27 protein-coding genes are annotated in these 26,082 nt (G+C 67.9%); 13 read left to right on the top strand and 14 right to left on the bottom strand.

Annotated features, from left to right (window positions below):
* The first annotated feature begins 92 nt into the window (after positions 1 to 92).
* Complete coding sequence (locus AC5FRV_RS10050; protein WP_493560958.1) at positions 93 to 836, top strand: ABC transporter ATP-binding protein; 744 nt, start codon at positions 93 to 95, stop codon at positions 834 to 836.
* Positions 829 to 2,277: a hypothetical protein gene (locus AC5FRV_RS10045; protein ID WP_493560957.1), complete on the top strand. Its 1,449-nt coding sequence runs from the start codon at positions 829 to 831 to the stop codon at positions 2,275 to 2,277. Before AC5FRV_RS10050 ends, AC5FRV_RS10045 begins: the two co-directional genes overlap by 8 nt.
* A gap of 12 nt (positions 2,278 to 2,289) precedes the next feature.
* On the opposite strand, the gene AC5FRV_RS10040 is transcribed toward AC5FRV_RS10045, so the two are convergent.
* The gene (locus AC5FRV_RS10040) at positions 2,290 to 2,859 is read right to left on the bottom strand and encodes a YqaA family protein (RefSeq protein ID WP_493560956.1); all 570 of its coding nucleotides are present in this window, start codon (positions 2,857 to 2,859) and stop codon (positions 2,290 to 2,292) included.
* Between the two features lie 277 nt (positions 2,860 to 3,136).
* Positions 3,137 to 3,736 (bottom strand): TetR/AcrR family transcriptional regulator, encoded by a 600-nt coding sequence (locus tag AC5FRV_RS10035; protein WP_493560955.1) that lies wholly within the window; start codon positions 3,734 to 3,736, stop codon positions 3,137 to 3,139.
* A 343-nt stretch (positions 3,737 to 4,079) separates the two neighbouring features.
* On the opposite strand from AC5FRV_RS10035, the gene AC5FRV_RS10030 reads away from it, so the two are divergent.
* The 3 genes from AC5FRV_RS10030 (at position 4,080) to AC5FRV_RS10020 (ending at position 7,808) form a co-directional block, all read left to right on the top strand.
* Positions 4,080 to 5,516 (top strand): MATE family efflux transporter, encoded by a 1,437-nt coding sequence (locus tag AC5FRV_RS10030; protein WP_493560954.1) that lies wholly within the window; start codon positions 4,080 to 4,082, stop codon positions 5,514 to 5,516.
* Between the two features lie 250 nt (positions 5,517 to 5,766).
* Positions 5,767 to 6,819, top strand: a complete 1,053-nt coding sequence (locus tag AC5FRV_RS10025; RefSeq protein WP_493560953.1) for a phytoene/squalene synthase family protein — start codon at positions 5,767 to 5,769, stop codon at positions 6,817 to 6,819.
* A gap of 62 nt (positions 6,820 to 6,881) precedes the next feature.
* Positions 6,882 to 7,808 (top strand): DMT family transporter, encoded by a 927-nt coding sequence (locus AC5FRV_RS10020; RefSeq protein WP_493560952.1) that lies wholly within the window; start codon positions 6,882 to 6,884, stop codon positions 7,806 to 7,808.
* Positions 7,809 to 7,847: 39 nt separating this feature from the next.
* On the opposite strand, the gene AC5FRV_RS10015 is transcribed toward AC5FRV_RS10020, so the two are convergent.
* A complete protein-coding gene (locus tag AC5FRV_RS10015) occupies positions 7,848 to 8,516 on the bottom strand; it encodes a YIP1 family protein (protein ID WP_493560951.1) in 669 nt (222 codons plus the stop codon).
* Between the two features lie 39 nt (positions 8,517 to 8,555).
* Positions 8,556 to 9,185, bottom strand: coding sequence for a YIP1 family protein (locus AC5FRV_RS10010; protein WP_493560950.1), 630 nt, complete (start codon positions 9,183 to 9,185; stop codon positions 8,556 to 8,558).
* 270 nt (positions 9,186 to 9,455) lie between these two features.
* Between AC5FRV_RS10010 and AC5FRV_RS10005 the strand changes: the two genes are divergently transcribed.
* Positions 9,456 to 9,749: a DUF433 domain-containing protein gene (locus AC5FRV_RS10005; protein ID WP_493560949.1), complete on the top strand. Its 294-nt coding sequence runs from the start codon at positions 9,456 to 9,458 to the stop codon at positions 9,747 to 9,749.
* A 1-nt stretch (position 9,750) separates the two neighbouring features.
* Positions 9,751 to 10,095, top strand: a complete 345-nt coding sequence (locus tag AC5FRV_RS10000; RefSeq protein WP_493560948.1) for a DUF5615 family PIN-like protein — start codon at positions 9,751 to 9,753, stop codon at positions 10,093 to 10,095.
* A gap of 104 nt (positions 10,096 to 10,199) precedes the next feature.
* On the opposite strand, the gene AC5FRV_RS09995 is transcribed toward AC5FRV_RS10000, so the two are convergent.
* The 3 genes from AC5FRV_RS09995 to AC5FRV_RS09985 are packed head-to-tail and all read right to left on the bottom strand — an operon-like array spanning position 10,200 to position 13,189.
* The gene (locus tag AC5FRV_RS09995; RefSeq protein WP_493560947.1) at positions 10,200 to 11,339 is read right to left on the bottom strand and encodes an ABC transporter permease; all 1,140 of its coding nucleotides are present in this window, start codon (positions 11,337 to 11,339) and stop codon (positions 10,200 to 10,202) included.
* A complete protein-coding gene (locus tag AC5FRV_RS09990; protein ID WP_493560946.1) occupies positions 11,336 to 12,004 on the bottom strand; it encodes an ABC transporter ATP-binding protein in 669 nt (222 codons plus the stop codon). Before AC5FRV_RS09990 ends, AC5FRV_RS09995 begins: the two co-directional genes overlap by 4 nt.
* 9 nt (positions 12,005 to 12,013) lie before the next feature.
* Complete coding sequence (locus AC5FRV_RS09985; RefSeq protein ID WP_493560945.1) at positions 12,014 to 13,189, bottom strand: COG1361 family protein; 1,176 nt, start codon at positions 13,187 to 13,189, stop codon at positions 12,014 to 12,016.
* A gap of 235 nt (positions 13,190 to 13,424) precedes the next feature.
* Between AC5FRV_RS09985 and AC5FRV_RS09980 the strand changes: the two genes are divergently transcribed.
* The 3 genes from AC5FRV_RS09980 to AC5FRV_RS09970 are packed head-to-tail and all read left to right on the top strand — an operon-like array spanning position 13,425 to position 14,453.
* A complete protein-coding gene (locus AC5FRV_RS09980; RefSeq protein WP_493560944.1) occupies positions 13,425 to 13,772 on the top strand; it encodes an ArsR/SmtB family transcription factor in 348 nt (115 codons plus the stop codon).
* Complete coding sequence (locus AC5FRV_RS09975) at positions 13,769 to 14,089, top strand: hypothetical protein (protein WP_493560943.1); 321 nt, start codon at positions 13,769 to 13,771, stop codon at positions 14,087 to 14,089. Before AC5FRV_RS09980 ends, AC5FRV_RS09975 begins: the two co-directional genes overlap by 4 nt.
* Before the next feature lie 55 nt (positions 14,090 to 14,144).
* The gene (locus AC5FRV_RS09970; RefSeq protein WP_493560942.1) at positions 14,145 to 14,453 is read left to right on the top strand and encodes a DUF7521 family protein; all 309 of its coding nucleotides are present in this window, start codon (positions 14,145 to 14,147) and stop codon (positions 14,451 to 14,453) included.
* A gap of 92 nt (positions 14,454 to 14,545) precedes the next feature.
* Here AC5FRV_RS09970 and AC5FRV_RS09965 read toward each other — a convergent pair whose 3' ends face one another.
* From AC5FRV_RS09965 to AC5FRV_RS09955, 3 genes are all read right to left on the bottom strand, one after another.
* Positions 14,546 to 15,472, bottom strand: coding sequence for a cation diffusion facilitator family transporter (locus AC5FRV_RS09965; protein ID WP_493560941.1), 927 nt, complete (start codon positions 15,470 to 15,472; stop codon positions 14,546 to 14,548).
* An 86-nt stretch (positions 15,473 to 15,558) separates the two neighbouring features.
* Complete coding sequence (locus AC5FRV_RS09960; protein ID WP_493560940.1) at positions 15,559 to 16,416, bottom strand: ubiquinol-cytochrome c reductase iron-sulfur subunit; 858 nt, start codon at positions 16,414 to 16,416, stop codon at positions 15,559 to 15,561.
* A 95-nt stretch (positions 16,417 to 16,511) separates the two neighbouring features.
* Positions 16,512 to 17,051, bottom strand: coding sequence for an HIT family protein (locus tag AC5FRV_RS09955; protein WP_493560939.1), 540 nt, complete (start codon positions 17,049 to 17,051; stop codon positions 16,512 to 16,514).
* Positions 17,052 to 17,294: 243 nt separating this feature from the next.
* Here AC5FRV_RS09955 and AC5FRV_RS09950 point away from each other — a divergent pair, with 243 nt between their 5' ends.
* A complete protein-coding gene (locus tag AC5FRV_RS09950; protein WP_493560938.1) occupies positions 17,295 to 17,492 on the top strand; it encodes a DUF7835 family putative zinc beta-ribbon protein in 198 nt (65 codons plus the stop codon).
* A gap of 263 nt (positions 17,493 to 17,755) precedes the next feature.
* On the opposite strand, the gene AC5FRV_RS09945 is transcribed toward AC5FRV_RS09950, so the two are convergent.
* Together AC5FRV_RS09945 and AC5FRV_RS09940 are read right to left on the bottom strand one after the other, a co-directional pair.
* Positions 17,756 to 18,832, bottom strand: coding sequence for an archaeosine biosynthesis radical SAM protein RaSEA (locus AC5FRV_RS09945; protein WP_493560937.1), 1,077 nt, complete (start codon positions 18,830 to 18,832; stop codon positions 17,756 to 17,758).
* Positions 18,833 to 18,897: 65 nt separating this feature from the next.
* The gene (locus AC5FRV_RS09940) at positions 18,898 to 20,304 is read right to left on the bottom strand and encodes an outer membrane protein assembly factor BamB family protein (protein ID WP_493560936.1); all 1,407 of its coding nucleotides are present in this window, start codon (positions 20,302 to 20,304) and stop codon (positions 18,898 to 18,900) included.
* Positions 20,305 to 20,677: 373 nt separating this feature from the next.
* On the opposite strand from AC5FRV_RS09940, the gene AC5FRV_RS09935 reads away from it, so the two are divergent.
* Positions 20,678 to 21,634: a PKD domain-containing protein gene (locus AC5FRV_RS09935; protein ID WP_493560935.1), complete on the top strand. Its 957-nt coding sequence runs from the start codon at positions 20,678 to 20,680 to the stop codon at positions 21,632 to 21,634.
* 104 nt (positions 21,635 to 21,738) lie between these two features.
* Here AC5FRV_RS09935 and aglM read toward each other — a convergent pair whose 3' ends face one another.
* A complete protein-coding gene (gene aglM / locus AC5FRV_RS09930; protein WP_493560934.1) occupies positions 21,739 to 23,034 on the bottom strand; it encodes a UDP-glucose 6-dehydrogenase AglM in 1,296 nt (431 codons plus the stop codon).
* Positions 23,035 to 23,181: 147 nt separating this feature from the next.
* On the opposite strand from aglM, the gene aglF reads away from it, so the two are divergent.
* Positions 23,182 to 23,937, top strand: coding sequence for a UTP--glucose-1-phosphate uridylyltransferase AglF (gene aglF / locus AC5FRV_RS09925; protein WP_493560933.1), 756 nt, complete (start codon positions 23,182 to 23,184; stop codon positions 23,935 to 23,937).
* A 39-nt stretch (positions 23,938 to 23,976) separates the two neighbouring features.
* Here the strand turns inward: aglF and arcS are convergent, their stop codons facing one another.
* Entirely contained in the window at positions 23,977 to 25,737 is a 1,761-nt protein-coding gene (gene arcS, locus AC5FRV_RS09920; protein ID WP_493560932.1) for an archaeosine synthase subunit alpha, read from the bottom strand.
* Between the last annotated feature and the right edge of the window lie 345 nt (positions 25,738 to 26,082).

The raw sequence follows: 26,082 nt of genomic DNA, 5'->3' as shown, positions 1-26,082 counted from the left end.
CCGAAATCGTACGCCGAAAACTTACTGCTCAATTAGCTGTCAACCAGCACCACCACTTATACCACCCGAGCAACGATGGTGGGTAGAATCCCGTGCCAGCGATCCAGATAGACGACCTCACCAGGGCGTACGGAGACGTGACCGCGGTCGAGGAGCTCTCGCTCACCGTCGCCGAGGGGGAACTGTTCGGCCTCCTCGGGCCGAACGGGGCGGGCAAGACCACGACGATGGAAGTGCTCACCGGCCAGATAGCGCCCGACAGCGGGCAGGTCGCGGTACTCGGCGTCGACCCGGTCGCGGAACCCACGGCGGTCCGCGAACTCGTCGGCGTCCTCCCCGAGAAGGAGTCGCCGCCGAGTTTCATGACGCCGCGGGAGTACTTCGACTTCGTCGGCGCCGTCCGTGGACTCGACGACGAGACGGTGGACGAGCGGACCGACACGTGGGCCGAGCGCCTGGGCTTCGCCGAGAAGCTCGACACCATGGCGACGGACCTCTCCCGGGGCCAGCAACAGAAGGTGATGATCGCCGGGGCGTTCTTCCACGAGCCCGCGGTCGTGTTCATCGACGAGCCGCTGGCCAACCTCGACCCCATCGTCCAGGAGCGGGTCAAGCGCTTCCTGCGAGAGTATCGCGAGGCCGGCAACACCGTCGTCATCACGACCCACGACGTGGACGTGGCCGCCGAACTGTGTTCCCGCGTGGGCGTCGTCCACGGCGGCGGCCTCGTCGCGGACGTGCGCCCGTCCGAACTGTCGGCCGAGGAGACGCTGCTGGACGTGTTCCTCGACCGCGTCGACGCGACCGTCGAGCGGGGTGTCGCCGCAGATGACTGACGGGCGGACCCGCCGGGTCTTCGTCGAGATGCTCCGCGAGGAGTGGCGCATGCACAGCCACCTCTTCCGCGGCGGTCACTTCGCGCTGTTTCCCGTCCTGATCGCCGCCCTCACCGCGGGCGCGGCGTGGCTGCTCGTCACCACCGGCACCGGCCCGGGGACCGTCTTCGCCGGCCTCCACGCGCTCGCGTTCGTCTTCGGCCTCCACACCGGCTCGATCGGCTTCGTCGGCCGCGACGCGCTCCGGAACCTGCTCGGCGACCTGACGCTGCTGGTCTTCACCGCCCGGACGCTCCCGCTCTCCCAGGACCGGCTGCTCGGTATCTTCGTCGTCAAGGACCTGGTCTACTACGCCGTCCTGTTCATGGCGCCGATGGCGCTCGGGACGGCCGCCGCGGTCGGCGTCGCCGGCGGGGGCGGAGTGGCCAGTGTGCTCCCCGCGGCCGGCACCGCGCTCGGGCTCTGGGCGACGCTCACGCTGACGTTCGTGCTCGGCATGGGCGCGACCATCGCCGCCCTGGGAATCACTCGCCGGGGGGTGCCGGGCTGGACGCTCCTGGCCGCGCTCGGCGCGGCGGTCGGCGTCGCCGTCGCCGGGAACCTCGACGTCGCGGCCTACACGCCCTACGGCGTCTTTCTCGACGCGACGCTGCCACGGGTCGGCGCGTCGCTCGCCCTCGTCGCGGCGGTCTTCGTGGTCGGCGCGCTCACCTTCGACGCGAGCGCACGCCCGGCGGCCCGCACCGTCGCCCCCGCGTTCCGCCGGTGGCGCGACCGCGTCGGCGACCCCGTCGCGACCAAGACGCTGCTGGACGTCCACCGCAGTTCCGGCGGGTTCGGCAAGGTGCTGTTCTCGGCCGCCGTGCTCCTCGGCGTCACCGCCAGCCTGATCGACCTCGCCGGCCAGATAACGGGCGTCTCGCCCTCGGTCGGAGTCTCCTTCGGCGCCATCCTCGGCCTCTCCGGGTTCACGACGTACAACTGGCTCACCCAGTCCGACGACGTCGACTCGTACCTCGTCCACCCGCTGTCGGTCGAGGACGTCTTCGCCGCGAAGTTCCGGGCCTTCCTCCTGCTCGGCCCGCTCGTCGGCCTCGCCTTCTACGCCGTCGCACTCGCCTGGCGCGGCGGCCCGATTCTCGAAGCACTGGTCGGCGCCGTCCTGCTCGTCGGCGTCGCCTGCTACATCTTCGGGACGACGGTGTACCTCACCGGGCTCTCGCCCAACGAGTTTCTCTTCGACACCGGGCTGTTCGCCGTGTTCGGACTCGCGATGGTCCTGCCGCTCGTTCCCATCCTCGTCGTCGGCTTCGCCCTCGCGCCAGTCTCCACGGGCCTGCTCGCCGCACTGGGCGCCGGCGGCCTCGTCCTCGCGCTCGCGGGTGTGGGTCTCTATCGCCGGTCGCTGGCGAAGTGGCCGGCTCGATACCGGGAGCGATGACCGCAGCTCGGGTCAGAATATCGTGACCGCGCCGCCGATCAGGCCGATGGTGACGACGAGCCGGCCGAGACTCCCGACGAACGTTGCGGCGGCGAAGCGAACGTAGTCCCGTTCGAGGACGGCGAAGGCGTATATCGAGATGGTGTCCGGGAAGAACGGGACACAGAGCGCGCCGGCGAGGCCGGCGTAGCCGTACCGCTGTGCGAGCTGGACGGACTGGTTCTCCGACCACTCCATGACGTCCCACCGCGACCGGCGAAGCCAGCGGACGACCGGGCCGGCCTGCTTGACCTCCTGACCGACGTGGAACGCGAGGACGCTGCCGGCGGCCTTGCCGGTCGCGCTGACGAGCATGATCACGCCGAGGCGGCCCGACTGCGACAGGCCGAGATCCAGGGGCGCCGCGAGCACGATCTCGCTGGGACCGGGCAGGACGAAGGCGATCAGGAACGAGTACGCGAAGACGATACCCACACCGGGCCAGCCGGTCGCCGACTCGACGAGCGCCTCGAACCCCCCGGCGAGCGTGGCGATGATCGTCTCGAGCGAGAGGGACAGGACCAGCGGCGCCGCCCCTGTCATCGTCCCACCGTCCGCCGTGGGGCGCGGTCGACGAGTGACTCGCTAGTGACGGTGTGTCGCGCCGACGGGGACGGCCACGCACTGGAGAACAGGGACGAGCGGACGGTCGTCATTTCGGTGGGGAACACTCCGCGGACCGGATAGATGAGTCCGGCGATATCGGCCACGGTCTGTCCCGTCGGCGTCGTCCGTCTCCGCCGGGTGAGGACAGTCCCAGCCCGTCGGCGTCGCCCCCGGGAGCGCACCGCGGACCGGCCCCCTGACGCCGGGCGTCCGGTCACGCGTCCTCCGCGAGGACGGCGTCCACGTATTCGTCGGCCGCGCGTCGCGCGGTCTCGAGCGCCGCCGCGTCGTCGAAGACGACGGTGCGGGTCCGGGCACCGTCGACGATAGTCATGAGCGCCGACGCCGCGTGCTCGGCGTCGACGTCGGCGAACACGCCCGCCCCGATCCCGTCGTCTATCACCGTCCGGAGCATGTACCGGACGTACTCGTCGTTCTGCCGGAACCGCTCGGCGAAGGCCGCCTCGTACGGCGCCTGGCTCCGCATCTCCAGGAGCGCGATCGACAGGTCGTAGTGGTCCTCCGGCGCGAGCAGGAGCTGGTCGAGCAGTAACTCCAGGCGCCGTTCCGGGTCGGTCGTCTCCACCTCGTGGATAGTCTGCACGAACTGGTCGAGGACGAAGTCGAGAAACGCCGCGAGCAGTTCCTCCTTCGTGTCGTAGTGGTAGTGCACCGCGGCGGTCGACTTCCCGTACTCGTCGGCGATCTGTTTGATCGTGAGGTCGGCGTAGCCGTGCTCGCGAAGCGCCCGGTAGGTCGCGCCCATGATCTCCTCGTCGGGATCCGAGGCGGACCGTTCCGGCGGGTCGGACATTGGTAGTACGTTCGTCCCCGTCGGGAAAACAGTTGTGACCCGCCCGTCAGGTACCCCCACTGCCTCTAGACTGTGTCGTACTCCCCCTGATCGCGGATTCAGTCAATCAGACCCCATCGCCGTCACCTTCCGAAGGGCTTTTGACTAACTAGTCAGTAAGTTTTCTATCGACCGACATGGACGACGCTTTCCCTGCCGATATTCCGGATGCGACGTGCCCTCCCCCGTCGAGTCGCGACGACGGCTCCCGTGCGCCCGATAGCGGAACGATGGCCGCGAACCGACCGACTACCGCGGTTTCCGCGTCGATGCACGGCACCGAACCGGCGGAGGGCGGTCGCTGATGGGAGTCCGCAGTCGCATCAGTGCCCTGTTCAGGGGACCCGAAGAGTTCGACCTCACGTCTGGGAGCATCGGCAAGCCGCTCTTCTTCCTGTCGATGCCCATCGTGGTCACGAACCTCTTCCAGACCGCCTACAACCTCGCAGACACGTTCTGGCTCGGCCAGTACAGTACGGACGCGCTGGCGGCCATCAGCTTCGCGTTCCCGATGGTGTTCCTGCTCATCTCGCTGGGGATGGGCATCTCCGTCGCCGGGAGCGTGCTGGTCGCCCAGTACACGGGCGCGGGCGAGGAACGCGAGGCCGAGTACGCCGCCTCGCAGACGATGACCTTCGCTGCCATCGCGTCGGTGCTCCTCGGGGTGACGGGCTACTTCCTCGTCGAGGAGTTCCTCGCGGTGATGGGCGCGTCCCAGGACGTCCTGCCGATGGCGACCGACTACATGGAGGTCATCTCGCTGGGGCTACTGTTCATGTTCGGGTTCGCCGTCTTCGTCGCGCTCATGCGCGGCTACGGCGACACCATCACGCCGATGCTCGTGATGTTCGGCTCCGTCGTGCTGAACATCGTCCTCGACCCGTTCCTCATCTTCGGCTGGTGGGTGTTCCCCGAACTCGGCATCGAGGGCGCCGCCTACGCGACGGTGTTCTCGCGCGCGCTCGCGCTCGTCGTCGGCCTCGCGATCATGTTCCGCGGGACACACGGCATCGAGATCCACCTCAGGGACATGGCGCCCGACACGACGTACCTGCGCCGCCTCGTCGGGATCGGTCTGCCCGCCTCCGTCGAAGGCACCGGCCGGGCGCTGTCGATGAACCTCCTGCTGTTCATCGTCGCCCTGTTCCCGGACACCGTCGTCGCGGCCTACGGCATCGGAACGCGCGTGTTCTCGGTGATCGTGTTGCCCGCGATCGCCGTCGCCCGCGGCGTCGAGACGATGACCGGCCAGAACATCGGGGCCGACAGACCGGACCGGGCCGCGCAGGCAGCGGGACTGGCCGCGAAGCTGCTCTTCGGCATCCTCACCGCGGCCGGCGTCGTCGTCTTCTTCCTCGCTGCCCCCATCGCCGCCGTGTTCACGACCGACCCCGCGGTGGTCGGCGTGGCCGCCCAGTTCCTGCGCTACGTCGCGCTGACGTTCGGGTTCATCGGGATCACGCGGGCGTACACCGGCAGCTTCCGCGGCGCCGGCAAGACGCTCACCGCGGCGGCCATCTCAGTGCTGATGCTCGGCGTCGTCAGGTTCCCCATCGCGTGGGTGGCGGCGGGCGATATCGGCGAGACCGGCATCTGGCTGTCGTTCGCCCTCTCCAACGTCGCCGGCGCGGCCATCGCCTACGCCTGGTATCGCCGCGGCACCTGGCGCGACGGCGACCTCACCGAACCGGCCGTCGACGTCGACGACCACGGCGTCGAGGCCGTGTCGACAGACGACTGACGACTGACGATGGCGACCAGAAACCGGCGAATCGGCCCGCGTACCGACCGCCAGTACCGGCTCCTCGATCCGGAACGCGGAAGCGTCAGCAGTCCCTGTACCATACCAGCAACCGATATGACACACCGATACGCGGACCGACGCTCCGGCGAGACCGGCCGGACAGTCCGCTTGCCCCCGTCCGTCGCGCCCGAGACCCGTCATCGACCACATTACCTTAGTAGCGAGGGGATCTAACGGTGACCAGAGGATGACGTCCGTATCACCCGTCGAACCAGATCTCGAGTGGTGTCACGACGCGGTCCAGGGCGTGTCGCGCACGTTCGCTCTGACCGTCGACGTCCTGGAAGAGCCGATGTCGTCGCACGTCTGCCTGGGGTATCTCCTCTGTCGCGTCGCCGACACCGTCGAGGACGCCGGGCACATCCCGCCGGACGCACAGGTTCGACTGCTACGGACGTACGACGCCGCGCTCGACCCGGACGACGACGTGACGATGACCGAGTTCCGGTCAGACGTCGACGAGTGGCTGCCCGCGCCCGAGGAGCGCAACGACGACTGGGCGGTCGTCGCCGAGTCACCCACCATCTGGGCGACCTTCGCCGACCAGCCCCAGCCGGTCCACGACGCCGTGATCCCGCCGGTCCGGGAGATGGTCGACGGGATGGCGATGTTCGTCGACCGCCACGCCGACGTCGGCGGACTCCGCATCGACGACCGCTCGGAACTCGAGGAGTACTGTTACTACGCCGCCGGCACCGTCGGCACCCTCATCACGAACCTGCTCACGCGCGGCGAGATCTCCAGGGAGCGCGCCCGGACGCTCCGGGAGACCGCCGAGGAGTTCGGCCTCCTCCTGCAACTGGTCAACGTCTCGAAGGACGTCTACGACGACTACACCGAGGAGAACAACGTCTACCTCCCCGCCGAGTGGCTCGAAGACGAGGGGATCGACCAGGACGCCGTCGTCGACCCGGACAACCGACAACCGGCCGCCCGCGTCGTCCACCGAACCGCCTCCCACGCCTCTACCTTCCTCGACGACGCCCAGGCCTACCTGGAGGCGATGCCGCTGGCCCACGGCAACACCGTCTCGGCGTGGTCGGTGCCGTACCTGCTCGGCGTCGGCACGCTCCGCGAACTCCGCTCGCGGCCCGAAGACGCGCTGACGGAGGCCGGCGTCTCGGTGTCCCGGCAGGAAGTGATGGCGCTGATGGGCGCCGCCAGCAAGACCGGTCGCGACTCGCTCGCGGATCTGCGCGAGACCGTCGCCCGCAAGCCGTACCACCACACGGTCGACTGACGATTCTTCTCCCTCGGCGCGGTATCGAGAAGGCTAACCGTCCCGCACTCTCGACCTGATCCGTGGACGAACGGTTCACGACCGTCGGGCTGTTCGCTGTTCTCGCTACCCTCTGGGGACTGTCCTTCCTGGCGATAGCCGTCGGTCTGGAGACGCTCGAGCCGGTGCTGTTCGCGGCCTACCGCTACGACGTCGCCGCCGTCCTCCTGCTCGGGTACGCCCTCGCCCGGACGACGGACTGGCGACCAGTGGGCGCGGCCAACGTCGGCGCCATCGTGGGCGGCGGCCTCTTCCTCGTCGCGGGGAACGCGTTCCTCTTCGTCGGCCAGCAGACCGTCCCCAGCGGCGTGGCGGCCATCATGCAGAGTCTCGTTCCCATCGTCACCTCGCTGTGGGCGCTCGGCCTCCTGCCCGAAGAACGCGTCTCCGCGACCGGCGCGGTCGGTATCCTGCTGGGCTTCGTCGGCGTCGGTCTCATCGTCAGACCGGACCCGGCGAACCTGCTCGGGAGCGACGTCGTCGGCCGGGTGCTCGTGTTCCTCCAGGTGGCGAGCGTCGCACTCGGGGGCGTGCTCGTCCAGCGCGCGAAGCCGACGCTTGGCAACGCCGCGCTCTCGGGATGGTCGATGCTCGTCGGCGCCCTCGTCCTCCACGCCACCAGCCTCGCCCTCGGCGAGCCGTTCGCGCTCCCGACGACGCCGAGCGCGGGCGCCGCGGTCGCCTACCTCGGCGTGTTCGCCACCGCCGTCGCCTTCTTCATCTACTTCACCCTGTTAGAAGTTCGGGGCGCCCTGGAGACGTCGCTGGTCGCGTATCTGGTTCCGGTGGTCGCCACCGTCGTCGGCGTCGTCGTCCTCGACGAGGAGATAACCGCATTGACCGTCGTCGGCTTCCTCGTCGTCTTCGCCGGCTTCCTCGTCCTCAAGCGGCGGGCCATCGCCGACCTGATCGACGAGGTACAGGGATCGGTCGGACAGGCCGGCGACTGACGGGGCTCGCGAGCGGACGACACCGGCTACCGACTCAGCTCAGAGAAGCACCGTCAGCACCGCGAGGACGACGACCACGGCGGCGACGACGTTCGCGCCCCGTGCTAGCCGCGGACCGTGAGCCGAGGGCACGGCCCGGGCCCATATCCGCGCGGATAGCGCGAGGCCGGCGACGAACAGCCAGGTCCGGACGTCGAGGGCGCCGCTACCGTCGAAGTACGCGGGCGGCCGGCCCTCGACGAACGACAGCGAGTGGCCGCCCAGCGCGGCGGCGAGCGTGGCGTCCGTCGTCGCCGCGATACCGGCCGCGATGACCACGCTGGCGCCGTAGACGAACAGCCAGGGGACGGCACACCAGGCGACCGCCGCCAGCGTCTGGCGCGGGGTGCCCGTCCCACCGGCCAGCCTGGCGCCCACGTGAGTAATCGTGGCCAGGACGAGCCACGGTGCGAACGCGACGCCGACGTTCACCGCGAGGTTGAGCGGTGCGGCGCTCTGGACCGACAGGGCACCGTCGCCGGTCGCGAATTGGAGCGAGTGGGCCGAGGTGTCCCCGAGCGCGACGGCCATCAACGGTACCGACTGGACGGCCACGACGACGCCGAGCGCGAAGACGACGAGCGCCGGCGCCAGCAGCGACGGCCGGTCGGGCACCTCCGCGAACGCGTCGGCCGGGCGGACGAACAGGGTTCGGAACCGAGTCGTCATCGGGCTGTCAGTCGACCGGCCCCGACTTAGTCGCCACGGTCACCCCAGCACGAACAGATAGAACGTCGTCAGTTCGATGGCGAGCGCCGGGAGGACGGCCAGCGTCGCCTGGCGGGTCGTGACGCGACGGCCGACCGCGGTGGCGATGACCCAGCACCCGAAGGCGACGATAGCGGCGACGGGGTAGAGCACGTCCACGGCGGCCATCGCCGGGCCGGACTGGACGGCCTCGATCCACGCCGCGTTCTCGGCGGGTGTCACTGGGGGCCCCGTTGTGGTCGCGTTGGTCACCAGCGCGCCGAGCCAGAACAACTGGACGACCAGCCCGGGGACCAGCCCCCAGGCGAACAGCGTGGCGTACCGGGTGAACGACCCCGTTCCGTCGAAGCGGGTCGTTATCCCGTAGGCGATGCCGGCGTACAGGAGCCAGAACAAAAACGGCGTCGCGAAGCCGAGAACCACGCTGGCCAGGGCGAGCGCCGGCGCCTCGACGACGCCGGTCCCAGTCGCCAGCGCGACGACCGGCTGGTCGCCCCGGGGCATCCGCGCGGCGAGCACCAGGTTCGCGACCAGCGGCGTGCAGGCGATGGCCGTGACGACCGCCAGCCCGCGCCAGCGCGGTCGCTGGCGTTCGGCCTCGAAGAACGCTCGAACGGGCCCGACGAGCATGGCTGTCAGGGGACACGTTCGGAAACGGACCGGATTACGGTGTCGATTCGGCACTCTCGTCGGTGCGGCTTTACGGCGATTGCCGGGATCGTTTTCGCACGCTTCGCAAGAATTTGCGTATCACCCAAGAGGGGGGACGGATATCGTTCGACGCTTCCGTACCCGACGAACAGGTGTTCCGGGACGCACCGATGGCGGACGGGCTCGATCATCTCGTGATGAGTCGAGCGTGGCCACACGTTTTTACGATAGCACGGGGAAATTCCGGGTATGGCCGAACGGGACTCCCGGCGGATCGCTCACGACCGGCTGAGTGAACCCCACATCAGGGACCGTCGGATCAGCGTCCGCCAGGTGTACGCGCTCGTTGAGGAGCGAGGCGAGGCGCCCGAAGCCGTCGCAGACCGGTTCGACCTCGACGTCGCGGACGTCTACCACGCACTGGCGTACTACCACGACCATCCGCGAGAGATGAGCGAGGTCCTGTCGGAACGCGACCGGAACGTCGAAGCGTTTCGGGAGACTGTCGACCGCCCGGACGGCGTCGACCCGGACGCGGCTTGAGATGAGTGGATGGCAGTTTCTGCTGGACGAGAACGTCGACCCGAAGACGGCATCGTATCTCCAGAAAGAGGGAATACCGGCAGAACACGTCCGCGACGCGCTCTGGCAGGGAGCGACCGACGAGGGCGACGTGTTGCCGTACGCCCGGGAGAACGAACTGGTGGTCGTGACCAGCGACGTCACTGACTTCGGTGACCTCCCGGCGGACGCTCACGCGGGCGTCGTGTTACTCCACGACGATACGATGCCCGCCTATCGAATCGCGTCGGCGCTCATCACGATGATCGACGCGTACCCCAGTCACGACGCGTTCGCAGGGCGCGAGATACTGGACGCCTGGCTCTGACGAGCGCGTGACGCCTCAGTGACTTCCGGCTATGGCAGTGACCGGTGAAAACCGACGCCGGAGTGGAACGAAGTGGAGGGGGAAACGTCAGCGTGGGACTGCCGTCAGTCCCGGAGCGCCTCGACGGGCCGGGCGTTGGCGGCCTTCCAGGCGGGGTAGAGCCCGCTGAGGAAGCTCGCAAGCGTCCCGAAGACGAATCCCATGGCCGCGTACTGGAGGGCCTCGGCGGTGAACGCAAGGGGATCCGCCAACAGTTCGGCGTTGATCGCCATCCCCAGGAGGATGCTGAGGACCACCCCGAGGAGGGCACCACCGAGCCCCAGCAAGACGGCCTCGGCGAGCATCAGTCGGAGGACGTCGAGGCGGTGGTAGCCGACCGCACGGAGGACGCCGATCTCCTCCCTGCGCTCGATGGCCGACATCAACATCACGTTGAAGATGCTGACCGAGGCGACCACGAGCGAGATGCCCCCGATAGCCAGGAGGAACGTGTTGATCGTGGCCATCTGCTGGTTGAACTGGTCGATCAGCTGTTCGGCGTCGTTGACCTCGTAGCGCTCGTCGCGTCCGGGGTTGAGCGACCCATCCAGATCCTCCGAGGTCTCGAAGGCCTCGTTCGGGCTGTCCGTCCGGACCATCAGGAGGTCGTAGGTCGACCGGTCGAACTGGGACGGTGGCAACAGGACGGCGTTGTCTGTCCGGACGAACGATGACTGCGGGGTGGGTTCGAGGACGGCGAGGATCCGGTGACGCTCGCCGTCGACGACGACGCTGTCGCCCGTCTGAACGTCGAGGCTGTCTGCCAGATCGGGCCCGACCAGCGCGCCGGAGCGCCAGTTGTCCGGAATCTTCCCGGTGTCCGCCGTCGCGAACTCGCCCGGGTGCGAGAACCCGTATATCGTCGCCCCGGTACTGGCCTTCTTCGCCTCGACGCCGGCGCTCTCCTGTTGCATCGTGTACACGGGATGGTCCACGTACTGCCGGACTTCCTCGAGGTGTCGCTCCTCGAAGGCCGCAAAGTCCGCGTCCTCGCCGGGCATCAGCCAGACGCTCTGGGTGACGGTATCGGCGCTCTGGAGGATCGACTGCTGGAAGGCGACGCCGCCCATGCCAAGCGACGCGATGGCGAGGACGCCGATGGTGATGCCCGCCATCGCCAGCGCCGTCCGGGCGCGCGCTCGCGAGAGGTTGCTCCGGGCGAACGCGAGCATCGGGAACCGGCGACCGAGCCAGCTGTCGATCACGACTCGATCCTCCCGTTGACGAGTTCGACGACCCGGTCGGCGTACTCGGTGACCTGGGGGTCGTGGGTGACCGTGGCGATGGCCACGTCGTCCTCGGCGGCGATGCGGCCGAACACGTCGAGCACCTGCTCGCTGGTGTCCTGGTCGAGATTCCCCGTCGGCTCGTCGGCCAGCAGGATCTCGGGCTCGTTGACGAGCGAGCGCGCGACGGCGACGCGCTGTTTCTGGCCGCCCGACAGCTCGTTGGGGTAGTGGTCCAGCCGGTCGGCCAGCCCGACGCGTTCGAGCAGGCTCTCCGCGCGGTCGATCAACTCGGAGCGGTCGCCGTGGACCAGCCCCGGGACGGCGACGTTCTCCCGCGCAGTCAGCGTCGGCACCAGGAAGAAGCTCTGGAAGACGAAGCCGACGGTGTCCCGGCGGAGGTTCGTCCGCTCCCGCTTCGACAGCTCGGAGAGTCGCTCGCCGGCCACCGTCACGGCCCCCTCGGTGGGGACATCGAGCATCCCCAGCAGGTTCAACAGCGTGGACTTGCCGCTCCCGCTGGGGCCGACGACGGCGACGAACTCGCCGGGGTCGACCGACACGTCGACGCCCTTGAGCGCGCGCAGCGTCTTCGACCCGGACTCGTACTCCTTGACCGCGTTCGCGGCGCTGATCACAGCCATCGTGACCACCTACCGGTACCGCCGCCAGCCGAGGCCACCGACGACGGCCACGACGACGAGGCCGCCGAGCGCGGGCACGAGCAGGCCGGAGTTGCGCTGGGTCGACTGGTCCGGCGTCGTCCGCGGCGTGTACTCGACGTCGATGGTCCGCGTGACCTGGTCGCCGTCGACGGTGTAGCTGAGCTGGAGCGGGATGGTGACGGTCTCGTTGGTCTCCTCGGTGAGGCGGCCGTGGACCTCGAAGGAGGAGTAGTCGCTCGCGGCGACCTCGCCGACGAAGAACGACGCCTGGTTCTGGGCCGGAGCGACGCGGTCGCCGTTCTGGACGGCCACCTTCACGCTGGAGGCGTTGGTCGACCCGACGTTGCTCGCGCTCCCGCGGACGACCACTTCCTGTCCCTCCTGGGTCACGCGCTTGCCGGTGACGTCGATCTCGGCCGGCTGGCCCTGGTCCTCGACGGTGGCCGACAGCGTCTGCGACACGCTCCGGGACTCGCCGTCGGCGGTCAGGTAGGTCAGCTCCGCCTCGACGGTCTTGGTCCCGGTCGAGACGTTCCGGACGGGAACGTCGACGACCGCCTCGTTCCCGGGCTGGAGTGAGGAGACGACGTGGCGGTCTTCCAGGAGCGTGACGTCGTCGCTCGCGAGTTCGACAGTGACGCCGCGGACCTCGTTCGGTAGGCCGTTCGCGACCGTCAGCGAGAGGTCGGTCTTCCCGGTGGCGCTGGCCTGGCCGGCCGACAGCGACGTCGCGGGATGGGACTGACCGACGGAGACGGTCACTGGCCGCACTATCTCGACGACGTCGCCAGTGCTGGAGACGAACCGGAGGTGGACGTAGCGGTCGAACTCGCCGGTCTGGTCGAACTCCTCGGTGAGGTTCACGGCGACGGCCTCGCCGCCCTGGACGAACTGCGAGGGGTTCTCGCTGTCCACCGCGTCGTCGCTGCCGTTCCTCGTCTCCTGGAGCTCCACCCGCTGGAGCTTGTAGGGCTGGCCGTCGTCGTGCATGCTCTCGACGGTGGTCGAGACGGTGACCTCGCTCCCCGGCGGGGCCGGGTCCGGCGTCGCCTCGACGTCGACGCTAATAAAGGCCGCACCCGCTGCGGCCGCGGGGCCCGCGCCGACCGTCACCGCACTCGCGAGAACGAGCGCGGCGAGTGCGAGGGTGGCGGCGCGCTTCATACGATCACCCCCGGCGGGCGCGTCCGGACCGGTGGGAGGGCGATACTACGGAGTGCTGGGGGTCGCGTCGTCATTGCGTCCTGACTGAAACACCCGTACAAGAAAACCAGCATCGCACAGTTTCCGACCCGGAAACCGTGACGCGCGCTTTTTTATACCCGGACCGAACAGTCGCAGGTGTACCGTGTCTCCAGACCGTCCATCGACTCGGGGCGACCGACGGTAACCACGAGCGATGAGCGAGGAAACCGAGCTGGCGACGGTCGTCGAACTGCTCGACGACGAGTACGCCCGGGCCATCCTCGCGGCCACGAGCATCGAGCCAATGTCGGCGTCAGAACTGGCCGAGCGGTGTGACGCCTCGCCGCCGACCGTCTACCGACGGCTCGACCGTCTCCGCGATGAGGACCTGGTCGAGGCCGCCCAGCAACTGGACCCGGAGGGCCACCACTACGAGGTGTTCAGCGCCCGCCTCGCTCGCCTGGAGGTCGAACTGGACGACGGGGACTACGAGGTAGCCATCGAGCGCCGCGAACGCGACGCGGCCGATCGCTTCACCGAACTGTTCGAGGGACTCAAATGACCGGGTTCGTGCTCCAGTCGACGGCCGGATCCGCCACGATGCTGAGCCTCCTGACGTTCCTGGGCATCCTCGTGTCCGTCGTTCTGTCGGTGGTTATCCTCGTGAAGGGAGTCCAGGGCTACAGACAGACGGGCGACGCCGCCCTGCCCGGGCTCGCCGCCGGCATCCTCCTCCTGAGCGGCGCGCCGTTGCTCCTGAACGTCCTCCTCACCTCGCTGACCGGGACCGGCCTCGGGACGGTGACCGTCCTGACCGACCTGACCCAGCTGCTCGGGCTCGCGCTGATCACCTACGTCATCTACGAGACTGGACCATGACTCGAACAACTCGCACCGATCGGACAGCCACAGTTACTACCGAAGGTGTCCCACTGTGACGGGACTCTCGCTCGGCACCCTCGCGCTCCAGGCGGTCGGCGTCGGCCTCTCGACGGTCACCGCGACGGTGACGGCGCTGGTCGGTGCGTTCGTCGCCTACCAGGGCTACCGGGGCTACCGCCGCAACGACAGCCGCCCGATGCTGTACCTCGCGGTGGGTATCCTGCTGCTCACGACTGTCACCTTCCTCGTCCAGCAGGTGGTCGGCCTCGCCACCGGTGGCGCCGTCACGGCACAGTTCGCGGCGCTGACCGTCAGCATCGCAGGACTGCTGGCCGTGCTGTACTCCTTCACCGGCGCCTAGTCTCTCGAGTCATAGTGGTGGTTGTAACTTTTTACCGACGTTCGATAGCACCGGCCACGTCGAACGTCGGTACGGGCTTACAACCACCACTATCAGTCCTCACTGTCTTCAGCAACCACGTACCGGTCCACCTCCTCGTCGCGCTTCCACTCGCCCAGCTCCTTCGGGTCGACGTGGACGAACGCGTCGTCGACCTCCGGCAGGTCCTCGATGGCCTGGACGACGGCCGACTCGATGTCGTGGGCCTCCCGCAGCGTCTTGTCGCCCTCGACCTCGACGTGGAGGCTGACGTCGATCTCCGGGCCGACGTAGTGGGCGATGGCGTCGTGAGCGCCCTCGACGTCGGGGTGGTCGAGCGCGCGCTGGATGATCTCGCCCCGGAGGTCCTCGGGCGGGGCGGCGCCGACGAGGTAGTCGACGTTGTCCCGGACCACCTCGTAGCCCGTGTAGACGATGCCAACGGCGACGACGATGGCGGCGATGGGGTCAAGGACCGGGTAGCCGGCCGAGGCGCCGAGGACGCCGACCAGCGCGGCCGCGGCCGTCAGGATGTCGTTGCGGTTGTCCTTGGCCGTCGCGACGACGGCCGGCGAGTTGCGTTCGGTCCCGATGGCGAGACAGTAGCGGTAGAGGGCGTACTTCAACGCGGCCGAGAACAGCAGGACCGCGACCGCGGCCGGCCCGCGCGAGACGGTGACGTCGCCGCTCAGCAACGACTGGCTGGCCTGCCAGACGATGGCGCCGCCTGCGGCGAAGATGCCGACGGCGACGAACAGCGAGACGAAGGGCTCGATGCGCTCGTGGCCGTGGGGGTGCTCGAAGTCCGGCGGCTGGGTCGTCAGGTAGATTCCCGCGACGATGACCAGGCTGTAGGTCGCGTCGGCGAGGCTGTTGACCGCCTCGGACCCGACGGCGAGGCTGCCGGTGGCCTGCCAGACGACGCCCTTGAGGACGACGAGCAGGACGTTGGCTGCCAGGATGACGAGGGCGACCCGGCGGAGCGCGGCCCGGCGCGACATGGGGCTGAGTGTTACGTGCCCCCCGACAAAGCCGCTTCGACAGCGCCGTTACGACAGGGACGCTGCGGCGCCGCCGCTTCGACGCGTCAGGGCTCGGGCCGGGGCCTGGCCGCGAACGTCAGCAGGCGCGGACTGAACGGGTCGTACACCGACTGGTGGCACTGACAGTACACCATGTCCTCGGCGCCGAACTTCCCGCTCCCGCTGGCCTTGAAGGACGGAACGCAACAGAAGTGGGTGCACTTGTCGAGCCAGGCCATAAAGCCCTCGGCCGTGGCGGCGTCGAGGAACGTCCGGACGGTCTCGGGGAGCCTGGCGTACTCGCCTTCGCCGGCGACCATCTTCGGCACCTCCGGGCTCCGCATCACGATGACCGGGATGTCCGTCAAGTCCTCACCCTCGGAGCGCCAGTAAGCCTTCGCGGGCTTTCCGAGTCCGGCCGTCCCGACGCCGTTGCCCCACTCCTCGTAGTCGGAGAAGTGCTCGACGCGGAGTACCTCGCGGGAGTCGAGCTCCCCCTGCCAGCTGTAGGTGCCACCCGCGCGGAGGAAGTCGTCCTGGTCGGCCGTCGGCTGGATCCCCTCGGCGCGCTCGACGCCGCAGAACTGGAACCACCTGACGGAGTAGGTGAGCCCGCCCAGTTCCTCCTCGGCGCTCTGGTAGGTGCTCCCGTCCTCCGTTTCCTTCTCGACGGTCTCGGGATACCGGCCCGTCAGTTGCCCGTCCACTATCTCGACGGGGATCAGGGGCATTCCGCGCGGGGCCGGCCCGGCGGTGTTGGCGATGCCGACGAACTGGGTCGACCCGGCGTCGATACCCGACTCGTTCGTGGTCACGTCCGCGACGACGCTGCCGCCCGTGGCGCCCGCGGAGGCGACGCCGCTGCCGACCATTCCCTTGACGAACCGCCGCCGACCTGACTGTGGAGGGTATTTGTCGCTCATTGGCACAGTGCTGACGACGGACAGGTGGACAAAAGATCCATCCAGTGATTTCCAGATCCTGGAAATCGTGGCGGTTCGAGCGCTCCGTCAGGCGATCAGTCGAACGCGACGGCCGTGTCCTGGTCCGCGACGGTGGCGCCGTCCTGCTCGGCGAATGCCCCGTGGAGGCGCTCGTAGGTGTCCGCGATGGCCTCGACGATGACCTGCGTGTCGCCGACGACGGGCATGAAGTTGGTGTCGCCCTCCCAGCGCGGGACGACGTGAGTGTGGAGGTGGTCGTCGATGGAGCCGCCCGCGGCCCCGCCGCCGAGGTTGAGCCCCGCGTTGAACGCGTCCGGACCGAGGGCCGCTTCCAGTGCGTCGAAGGTCCGCTGCTTCAGTCTTGCGTGGCCGAGCAGCGTGGCCTCGTCCAGGTCTCGATAGTCGCCAGTGTGGTCGAACGGGATGACCATCGCGTGGCCCGGGTTGTACGGATAGTTGTTCAACAGCACGTAGGCGTGGTCGTTGCGCGCGACGACGCGGTTCGCCCGGTCGTCCTCGCGTGTCGGCAGGTCACAGAAGACGCAGTCGACCTCGACGTTCGGGTCGTCGCGTTCGACCCACTCGATGCGCCACGGCGCGAACACCTGATCCATACACGGGGGTGCAGCGGGGGCCGTTAAATGGCTTCGGCGTCCGGCCAGCGACTTCCTATAAAAACCCACCGGCCGTTCACTGATTGTTCGGGCGATCTGGACGATTAGAACTGCCCCTGAACTGTCTCGGCATAGCTAAGCCCGTAGTTCACCACAACCCATCCCCGTCTTGCGATAAACCGTCTGAACGACCCATAACGGTTCCCCCTTTTTATGCTACTATCTGGCCTCTAATCGGACAGGATGGCAGCGACAAACAGCGCACGGGACATGACGGAGCCGTGTTCCAACTGTGAGCGGACGACGCCACACGACGTCTCCGTCGAGATACTGACCGAGAGTGCCCAACCCGAGAACGCGGAGTTCTCCCGCGAACCGTATCGGGTGAGCGAGTGCATGGTCTGCGGTACGACCACCAGCACCCGCATGAACAACGCGTAGGCCATCCCGCAGGCGATCTCACCGCCACATCCCCACACCCACACCCACACCCCTTACCGTGGCGTCGACGGCACCCTGCCGTCACGTGAGTCACCCTGTTTCTCGAAACAGCGAAACCAAACAGTCGAGAGTCGTACGTCCGAGACGGTCACTTCTGCCTGGAGACCGTGAAAGTACGGCGACCGCATCGTCTCCAGCGTCGCCGATCAATCCCGCTCGAAGCAACGAGTCCCTCACCAGTTCAGTTCCCGTTCGGCCCCCTTCTAGCGCGCCAGTGGCATCGAGTAGCCCGTCTCTCGATCCATCACGACCTCCCAGGTCCGCTCACACTCGCACTCGACCTGATCGAAGACGGTCGGGTCCTGGCGCAGGTCGAAGTCCTTGATCGCTCGCTGGGCGCGGTCGTCGCAGTCGCCGCAGTTGTGCGGGCCGCGGTCGCTGCCGTGGCCGACGGGGTCCGAGACGACGATGACGTCGGCGTCGGCCGTCGACTCCAGGACGTCACACACCGACCAGAGCCACGGCGGACGGTAGCCGCCGTCGTGGTAGAGCTCCGCGACCATCGTGTAGTTCTGGACGTTGCAGGGGTTCATCGAGACGGTGTGACACCCCTCCACGTCGGCACAGCGGCGGACGGACCGCTTCATGTCTTCGACGGCTTCGGACTCGCTGAGGAACGGCGGCTTCATCAGGAGGTAGGCCTTCACGCCGCCGCCGGCACGCTGGGCTGCCGCCGCCGCGTCCTCGAAGTCTTCGAACTCGAAGTACTTGTTCACGCAGTCCCGGCGAACCCTGTCGGTGGCCGTCTCAAGGCCCACGGCGACGTCGGTTTCGAGGCCGTTGTCCACGAAGTCGGCGACCTTCTCCTCGCTGACGAAGTCCGGGAGTGACTCGACGACGATCCGATCCCTGTCGGCGAACGTCTCGGCGATGGCCTTTCGCGTCTCTGCGGGGACTTCGCGCTCGTCGAGGAAGCTCCCGGAGGTGTAGATCTTGATCAGGCCGGCCTGCTCGTCGGAATTCTCCGCTTCGTGGTCGAGGCAGTGCTGGACCTGGGCCATGAGGTCCTCGTGGGCGACGCTGCCGCCGTCGACGCTCTCGGCGACGTAGCCACACATCGTACAGCCGCCGGCGCGGGCCCACCGGCAACCGCCGGTGTTGAGGATGATCGTCAGGCTCTGGTAGACGCCGTCGGGCGTGTTGTCCTCGTCCAGCCAGACGCGGGTGGGCTCGCGAGGGTCGTAGGACGCGTCGTTACGGGACCGGAACTCCCGCATCGCCTTGTTGTGGGCGTCCATGCCCTTGCCCTGCTCGTACACTTCGGGACTGGGCGTACTCATTGGCAGGTTCTGGGCACCGCACGCGTAAAACCGGCCCGGTCCGGCGGCTCGCTACTACTCGCGTGTCACCACTCGCCCGTTTCGAACGCCGCGAGCGTCCCGTCGCCGAAGCCGGTGTACACCGTTCCGTCGACCGCTTCGGAATCGAAGACGCTGTCCTCGGGGCGGTAGACTGCCTGCGGCTCGCCCGTGTCCGCAGAGACGGCGAACAGGCTCGTGAACTCGGCTTTATCGGGAGTGATTGCCTCGGCGACGACCGCGTCCGTCGTCGCGGCGACGGGCCAGGCGTCGTCCGAGGGCGCGTCGAAGCGGAACTGTCGGCCCCCTGCCGGCAGCTGGTACGCGTCGACGGCGTCGGCCCGGCGTCCCGCTCGCGTGTACAGGCGGTCGCCGCTCGGCGAGAACGTCGGCTCGTCCCCGTACGACCGACGCTTCCACGCGACGGTGCCGTCCGGATTCAGCGCCGTCACGGCGCGCCCGAACCCGTAGACGCGCCCGTCGTGGGCGAACAGCGAGCGGACGGGAAGCGACCGGGACCACCGTTCGGTTCCCTCCGGACCGAACCCACGGACAGTGGTGTCGCGACGCTCATCGCCCGTCGCGACTACCGTGAGGTCCTCGACGGTCGACAGTGCCTGGAACGCCTCGGAGAGCTTCCTGTGCCACCGCTCGGTCCCGTCGAGTCCGAGCGCCGTCACTGCGGCGTCCGTCGCCACGACCGCTTTCCGCTCGCCAACGGCGACGCTCTCGACGCCGTCGAAGGCGATCGCCCACCGCTCCTCGCCGGTGTCCGCGTCGATGCCGTACAGCACCGTCCGGAGCGGTTCCTCGGGCGTGTCGTGAGAGTGCTCCGGTTCGAAGAACTCCAGCCCGGTCGCCAGGACGGTGCCGTCACGGACGCCCTGGACTGACAGCTCCCGCTGTCGGCGGAACGACCATCGCTCGTTCCCCGACTCTGCGTCGAGCGCGTGGAGGGCCGTCCACTCGTAGGACTCCGCGCGGCCGTGGACGCTGTAGACGCTTCCGTCGGCGACCAGGACGCCCCACTGGTCGCGGTGGTCGTCCGGAGAACCAGGGTTCCCACCGCTGGCCTCGCCGTCGAAGGACTGCTGCCAGTCGACCGAGTCCTCGCCGCGCCGGACGGCGGCGACCCCGGACGGACCGTCTTCGTCGTTCAGCGTCAGGTACAGCCCGTCCGGGCCGGCGTCGACGCCGAGGACGTGCGAAAACTCCGTCTCCAGCGTCCACGCCGGTTCCCAGGCGGGGAGTTCCCCGGTCACGGTCGTTGTGTCCGTGTCGTCGTTCGTCTCGTTCGTTCCCCTGGTCGGACTGTCGCTCTCGACGGCCGACCCGTCGGTCGTCGTCGGCGTTCCTCGACTGGTACCCTCCCCAGCACTCCCGTCGTCGAGACAGCCCGCGATCGCCGAGAGTCCCCCCGCTGTGAGCGCGAGCAGCCGTCGTCGAGTGGTCATACTCGGGCTGCGGAGTCGCAAACAAAGGGTCTTATGGAGAGTGTAATCGGAATTGAGCCATCGGAACGGGTGGTAGTGGCCGGTCTCCGGTTCTTCGTTCGAAAGGACCGCAACCGCGGCGCTGGTCCCAGTTTCGTCTCCGTACAGCGCCAGGTTCTGTTGGTTGTCGGTTGGTCGTCTGGCCGGGCTCGTTGGTGCGGTCGGGCTATCACCGCGAAGTATCGTAAATTGTCGTTCGTTGTCGGAAGGGGGTTAATTCCGCGGTTATGCCGGTTCAGCCGAGCTGTCACCCGGAGGACTACAGGATACTATCATTCTAGCATTCTAAGGGTATTGCATAAGTTTAAGTCCTGTCTATATATAATCAAATCCGATGCCAGATAACAACCAGAAGACAGGTAGTGGCGCTGGATTCGGATCGAGTACGCGGCGGGACGCACTCGCGACGTTCGGAACGGCCGCTGGCGTGCTGCTCGGGACGACTGGTCTCGGCAGTGCGCAGTCTGACAGTGCGGCCACGGTATCCGTCGATCCCGACCCGCCGACAGTCGGCACGGAGACGACGTTCACCGGTAGCGGGGCTTCCGTCGCCAGGTGGCACTGGTTCATTACCGGGCCTGATGGAACGACCACCGGCCACCCCGGCCAGTCGACCGCCGTCACGTTCGAACAGACGGGTAGTTACAGGGCAATCCTCTACGTCAAGTTGCACGACGGGGACGTCCAGACGGTCATCGAGAACGGCACTGTCGAGGGAAGTGACGGCGCCGCGGTCGCCCGCATCGACCGTTCGCCGAAAGAACCGGTGTCCAATCTGATCACGTTCGACGGGAGTGGATCCAGCTCGTCCGACGAAGAGATTACCGAGTACGAGTGGTACCGCAAGGAGGGCAACCCGGACTCCGACGACCGATTCACCCTGGAGAATACCGGCGACACGTACGCGGACACCTTCGAACCCGGGACCACCTGGACGGTCAAACTGGAAGTGAGAGACACCGCCGGCGACACCGCTACTGACACGGTGACGTTCAGATACGCGGACTCGGACCCGGTCGCACGGATCGATTACTCGCCACAGGATGCGGGCTCCGGTCAGGTCGAGTTCGATGCGAGTGGCTCCAGCACGCCCGACGGAGAGATTGCCGGCTACGAGTGGTACCGCAAGGAGGGCGGACCGGACTCCGACGACCGGTTCACATTGCACGCTACCGGCGAGACGTACGCGGGAACCTTCGAACCCGGGACCACCTGGACGGTCAAACTGGAAGTGAGGAATTCGGTGGGGAACACCGACACGGAGACGGTTTCGTTCACGCCCGGGGAGTAAAGCCCGACGCGAGCGGCGCGTCTTCATCGTCGCGGACGCTCTAGAACGGCTGCGTTTCGAAGTCCGTCAGTTCAGGCCACGCTCGCTCGGTAACAGTTCGCTGCCTACCAGGTCAGCCCTTCGTAGGTAATTTCCTCGCGTCGCTCGACGATATGCCGACCGTCCACGACGACAGGGTCGGCCATCGCGTCGAACTCCGCGTCGAGCGCGGCGAACTCGTCCCAGTCGGTGGCGACGACGGCGCCGTGGGCGCCCTCCAGCGCCTCCGCGGCACTGTCGGCGGCCTCGAATTCGACGTCGGGGGCGTACTCGCGCAGGGACTCGACGGCGACGGGGTCGTAGGCGACGACGTCGGCGCCGCGTTCGCGCAGGCCCTCGATGACCGGGATCGCGCGCGTGCCGCGAACGTCGTCGGTCCCGGGTTTGAACGAGAGGCCGAGGACGGCAACTTTCTTCCCGGTCACGTCGACGTGGTCGTCGAGCAGGGAGAGGAGGCGTTCTGGCTGGGCGTCGTTGACCTCGACGGCGGCGTCGAGAACGGCGGGCTCGTAGCCCACGTCCCGCGCAGCGGCCCTGATGGCGTCGACGTCTTTTGGAAAGCAGCTTCCCCCCCAACCGAGCCCCGAGCGAAGGAATCGTTCGCCGATGCGGTCGTCGAGACCGATGGCGTCGGCCACCTCGTAGGCGTCGACGTCGTACTCCTTGCAGACGTTCCCCAGGTCGTTGACGAGGCTGACCTTCGAGGCGAGGAAGGCGTTGTTGGCGTACTTTATCATCTCCGCCTCCCGGATGCCGGTCCGGACGACGGGGGCGCCAGTCTGCTCGACGAGGGGCTCGTAGACGGCGTCGAGGGCGTCGTAGGCGCTCTCTTCGTCGGCGCCGAAGACGATCTTGTCGGGGTCCATGAAGTCCTCGACGGCGGTGCCCATCCGGAGGAACTCGGGGTTCATCGCGACTTCGAACTCCTCGCCGCGGGTGACGTCGCCGCCGGCCTCGATGGCCGGGACGACGCTCTCGTCGGTGCTGCCCGGGATCACCGTACTCTTGACGACGACGAGGTGCCCATCGCTGTCGGTGAGTACCTCTCCGAGCGATTCGGCGGCGGCTTCCATGATCGAGAGGTCGATGCTCCCGTCCTCGCGCGAGGGCGTGGGCAGCGCGAGGAAAGTGACGTCCGTCTCCCGGATGGCGTCGTAGTCCGTCGTCGCCCGGAGTCGGTCGCCGGCGTACTGGTCGATCAGGTCCGCGAGGCCCGGTTCGTGGATCGGCGCCTCGCCGTCGTTGATGGTCGCGACGATGTCCTCGTCGACGTCGACGTTGACGACCTCGTGCCCCAGGTCCGCGAGACAGGCCGCGAGCGTCGTGCCGACGTAGCCGCTCCCGACGATGCTGACGTTCATGGGCGGTGGTTGACAGGGACCGGACTTGATAATTCGGTTTGTACTGCTGGGTGCACCCGCGTCGCGCGAGTGGGGCCGGCCGTCGGCGATGCCGACGGGGTGGAGTATCGACAAGAGTTTTACGGGCTTGCGGTCCACTGTGGGAACATGCAAGCTGTAGTCCTCGCCGCGGGGGAAGGCACTCGCCTGCGCCCGCTCACGGAAGACAAGCCGAAAGGGATGGTCGAAGTCGACGGAAAGCCCATCCTAACCCACTGTTTCGAACAGCTCGTCGACCTGGGCGCCGAGGAACTGCTCGTCGTCGTCGGCTACAAGAAGGAGGTCATCATCAGCCACTACGACGACGAGTTCCAGGGCGTCCCGATCACCTACGCCCACCAGCGCGAGCAGAAGGGACTGGCCCACGCCCTGCTCACCGTCGAGGAACACATCGACGGCGACTTCATGCTGATGCTGGGCGACAACATCTTCGAGGCGAACCTCCAGGACGTCCTGAATCGCCAGCGCGAGGACCGCGCCGACGCCGCCTTCCTCGTCGAGGAAGTGCCGTGGGAGGAGGCCTCCCGCTACGGCGTCTGTGACACCAACAAGTACGGCGAAATCGTCGACGTCGTCGAGAAGCCCGAGGACCCGCCGTCGAACCTGGTGATGACCGGCTTTTACACGTTCACGCCCGCGATCCTCCACGCCTGCCACCTCGTCCAGCCCTCCAACCGCGGCGAGTACGAGATATCCGACGCCGTCGACCTGCTCATCAAGAGCGGGCGCACCATCGACGCCATCCGGATGGACGGCTGGCGCATGGACGTCGGGTATCCCGAGGACCGCGACCGGGCCGAGGAACTGCTCGGCGACGTCGAGGGGAGCGCGGACGAGGCCGCGACCGCGGACAGCGCGGAGTAACTGGCTCTTCGGTTTCGATTTCGAACCCTTCTCGGGCCGTTACCGCTCCTCGCCGTGGCGCACCTCGCAGGCGACGCCCCGTGTCGATTCGGCCATCTCCGGGCCGGACATCTCGGCGCGGCCGACGGCGAAGGCGGAGGGGCCTTCCACGACCACGTCGTCGCCGACGCGGATGTCGTCGCTGGCGTCGACGACGCCCGGCGCCAGCACGCTCCCGTGGGGGACGAAGTCGTCGATTTCGACGCGCTTGACCGGAACGTCCGAATCGACCCACCGGCGGGCACCCTCGATACCGAACGCGAGGACACCGTACTCCTGGGCGAGCGCGGCGAGTTGCGCGCCCTCGGCGTCGTGGGCCCGAAGCTGGGGATAGCGACCCTCGGTCGTCAGAACGTCTTCGGGAAAGAGCGCGTCGCCGGCACCCTCACCGAACTGGTAGTCGGCGACGGCGCGGATCGTGTTGTGCTCGCGCTCGCGTTTCATGTACTTCGGGTAGCCGTCCATGGCCTCGGCGAGGTTCGAGAGGGACTCGCTCGTCGTCGGGTGGTCGACGGCGGTGTAGGTGAACTCGGCGTCTAGGGAGTCCTCGACCCGCTCGCATATCTCGCGGTACCCCTCGCCGGGGACGTGGACGACGACCTCGGGGTAGTCGTTGCGTTCGAGGTACCGTTCGAGCACGTCGCTGACGAACTCGATCTCGTTGGCGGTCCAGCGGCCGGTGACCACGGAGTCGTAGTGCTGGGCCGGGTAGGTGAGTTCGAGTTCCTGGGGGACGACGCCGATGGGCGAGGTCATCGAGAGCATATGGCCGCGGAACTGGATGGCGTCGTGGAGCTGTTTGTGGCTCTGGGAGTCGCTGTAGGGCTTGCGGGCCGAGCAGGGGACGATCACCAGGGGCTGCTCGTCGAACCGGCAGCGGTAGCGGGTGGTGACGCGCTCGGCGAAGCGCTGGATCTCGACGCGGCGCAGGGTGTCCTCCGTCGCAGCGGTGATCTCCTCGCGCCGGAGGACCGGGGTGCGCTGTTCGAGGTAGCCGTACTGCTGATCCAGGCGTCGCATCGTCGCCGTGAGCCACTGGTCCTGGCGGACCTGCCCCTCGATGTAGTCCCGCAGGCGGCCGTCCCGGATCCGTCGGCGGACGCGCTTCAGTTCGGCCTCGAGCGCGTTGACGTTGTGCTCGACGCAGGCCGCGCGGTCGAACTCCTCGCGGGGGACCTGACACGCCGGGCACGAGCAGGGGAGTTCGTCCAGATCTTCGAGGAAGTACGCCTCGTCGGTCGTCAGGTAGCGCCCCTGGGTCCCGCGGACGACGGCGCGGTCGGTGTCGACCAGGTCGACGCCGGCGTAGACGAGCGTGGCGACGTTCCTGGGAGTTGCGACGCCGGGGAGGTACAGTGCCGTGTCGGCGGGCGTCGCCTCCCGCGTCCCGACGACGGCGTCGACGAACGCGCTCGCGTGGCCGACGTAGCCGGTCGCGCCTGAGAGGACGTACGCGTCGGCCCCGTGGTCCGCAGCGGTGTCGGGCGAGACGACGGCGGCGCTCGGGTAGTCGACGTCTGGGTAGTCGACGGCGAAGGCGTCCTCGACCTCGTCGGGCGTTCCCGCGGGGAGCCCGCGATGCGGGAGGACCGTGAGAACGGAGTCGTCGCCCTCGGGGACGTCGCGGTCTTCGGGCCAGAGGCTCCCGGCGTCCGCGACGACGTCGTCCGCGAGGCGGGGCGTGACGTGGGCGTCGGCCAGGCGGAGTTCGCCCACCCGCGCGGCCCCGTCGCGCTCGTGGACTTCGAAGTGGTCGGTCATGGTCGTTCTGGGGCGCGGGGCGGCAATTAACTTGTTATCCCCGGCCGGGACCTCACCGGTGGCTGCTCTCAAGTTCGTTGCCGCCGCGATGGCTCTCACTAGTCGGTGGCGTTCGGTGGTTGTCCACGTCGATCCGGTCACGCCCGGAGTGCCCCTGTCGGCGCTTCCTCTGGCGGTTAGCTCTGCTTACGAGCCGGTGTCGTGGGATACGATCACGTTTCTCGTCCGATCGCCATCGGGGTGGTATAGACTACTCTGGACCTCGATCCGGTAAAGCCGCCGCAGTCTATCGGTTCCGGCTCGCTGGCGTTCGGTTCGCGGTACGCTGCGTTTTCTTTTGGAACT

The organism is Halomicrobium sp. HArcel3 (genome assembly GCF_058933135.1).
Note: the sequence above shows the minus strand (reverse complement) of the source record. Positions and strands in the feature narration are given on the sequence as shown.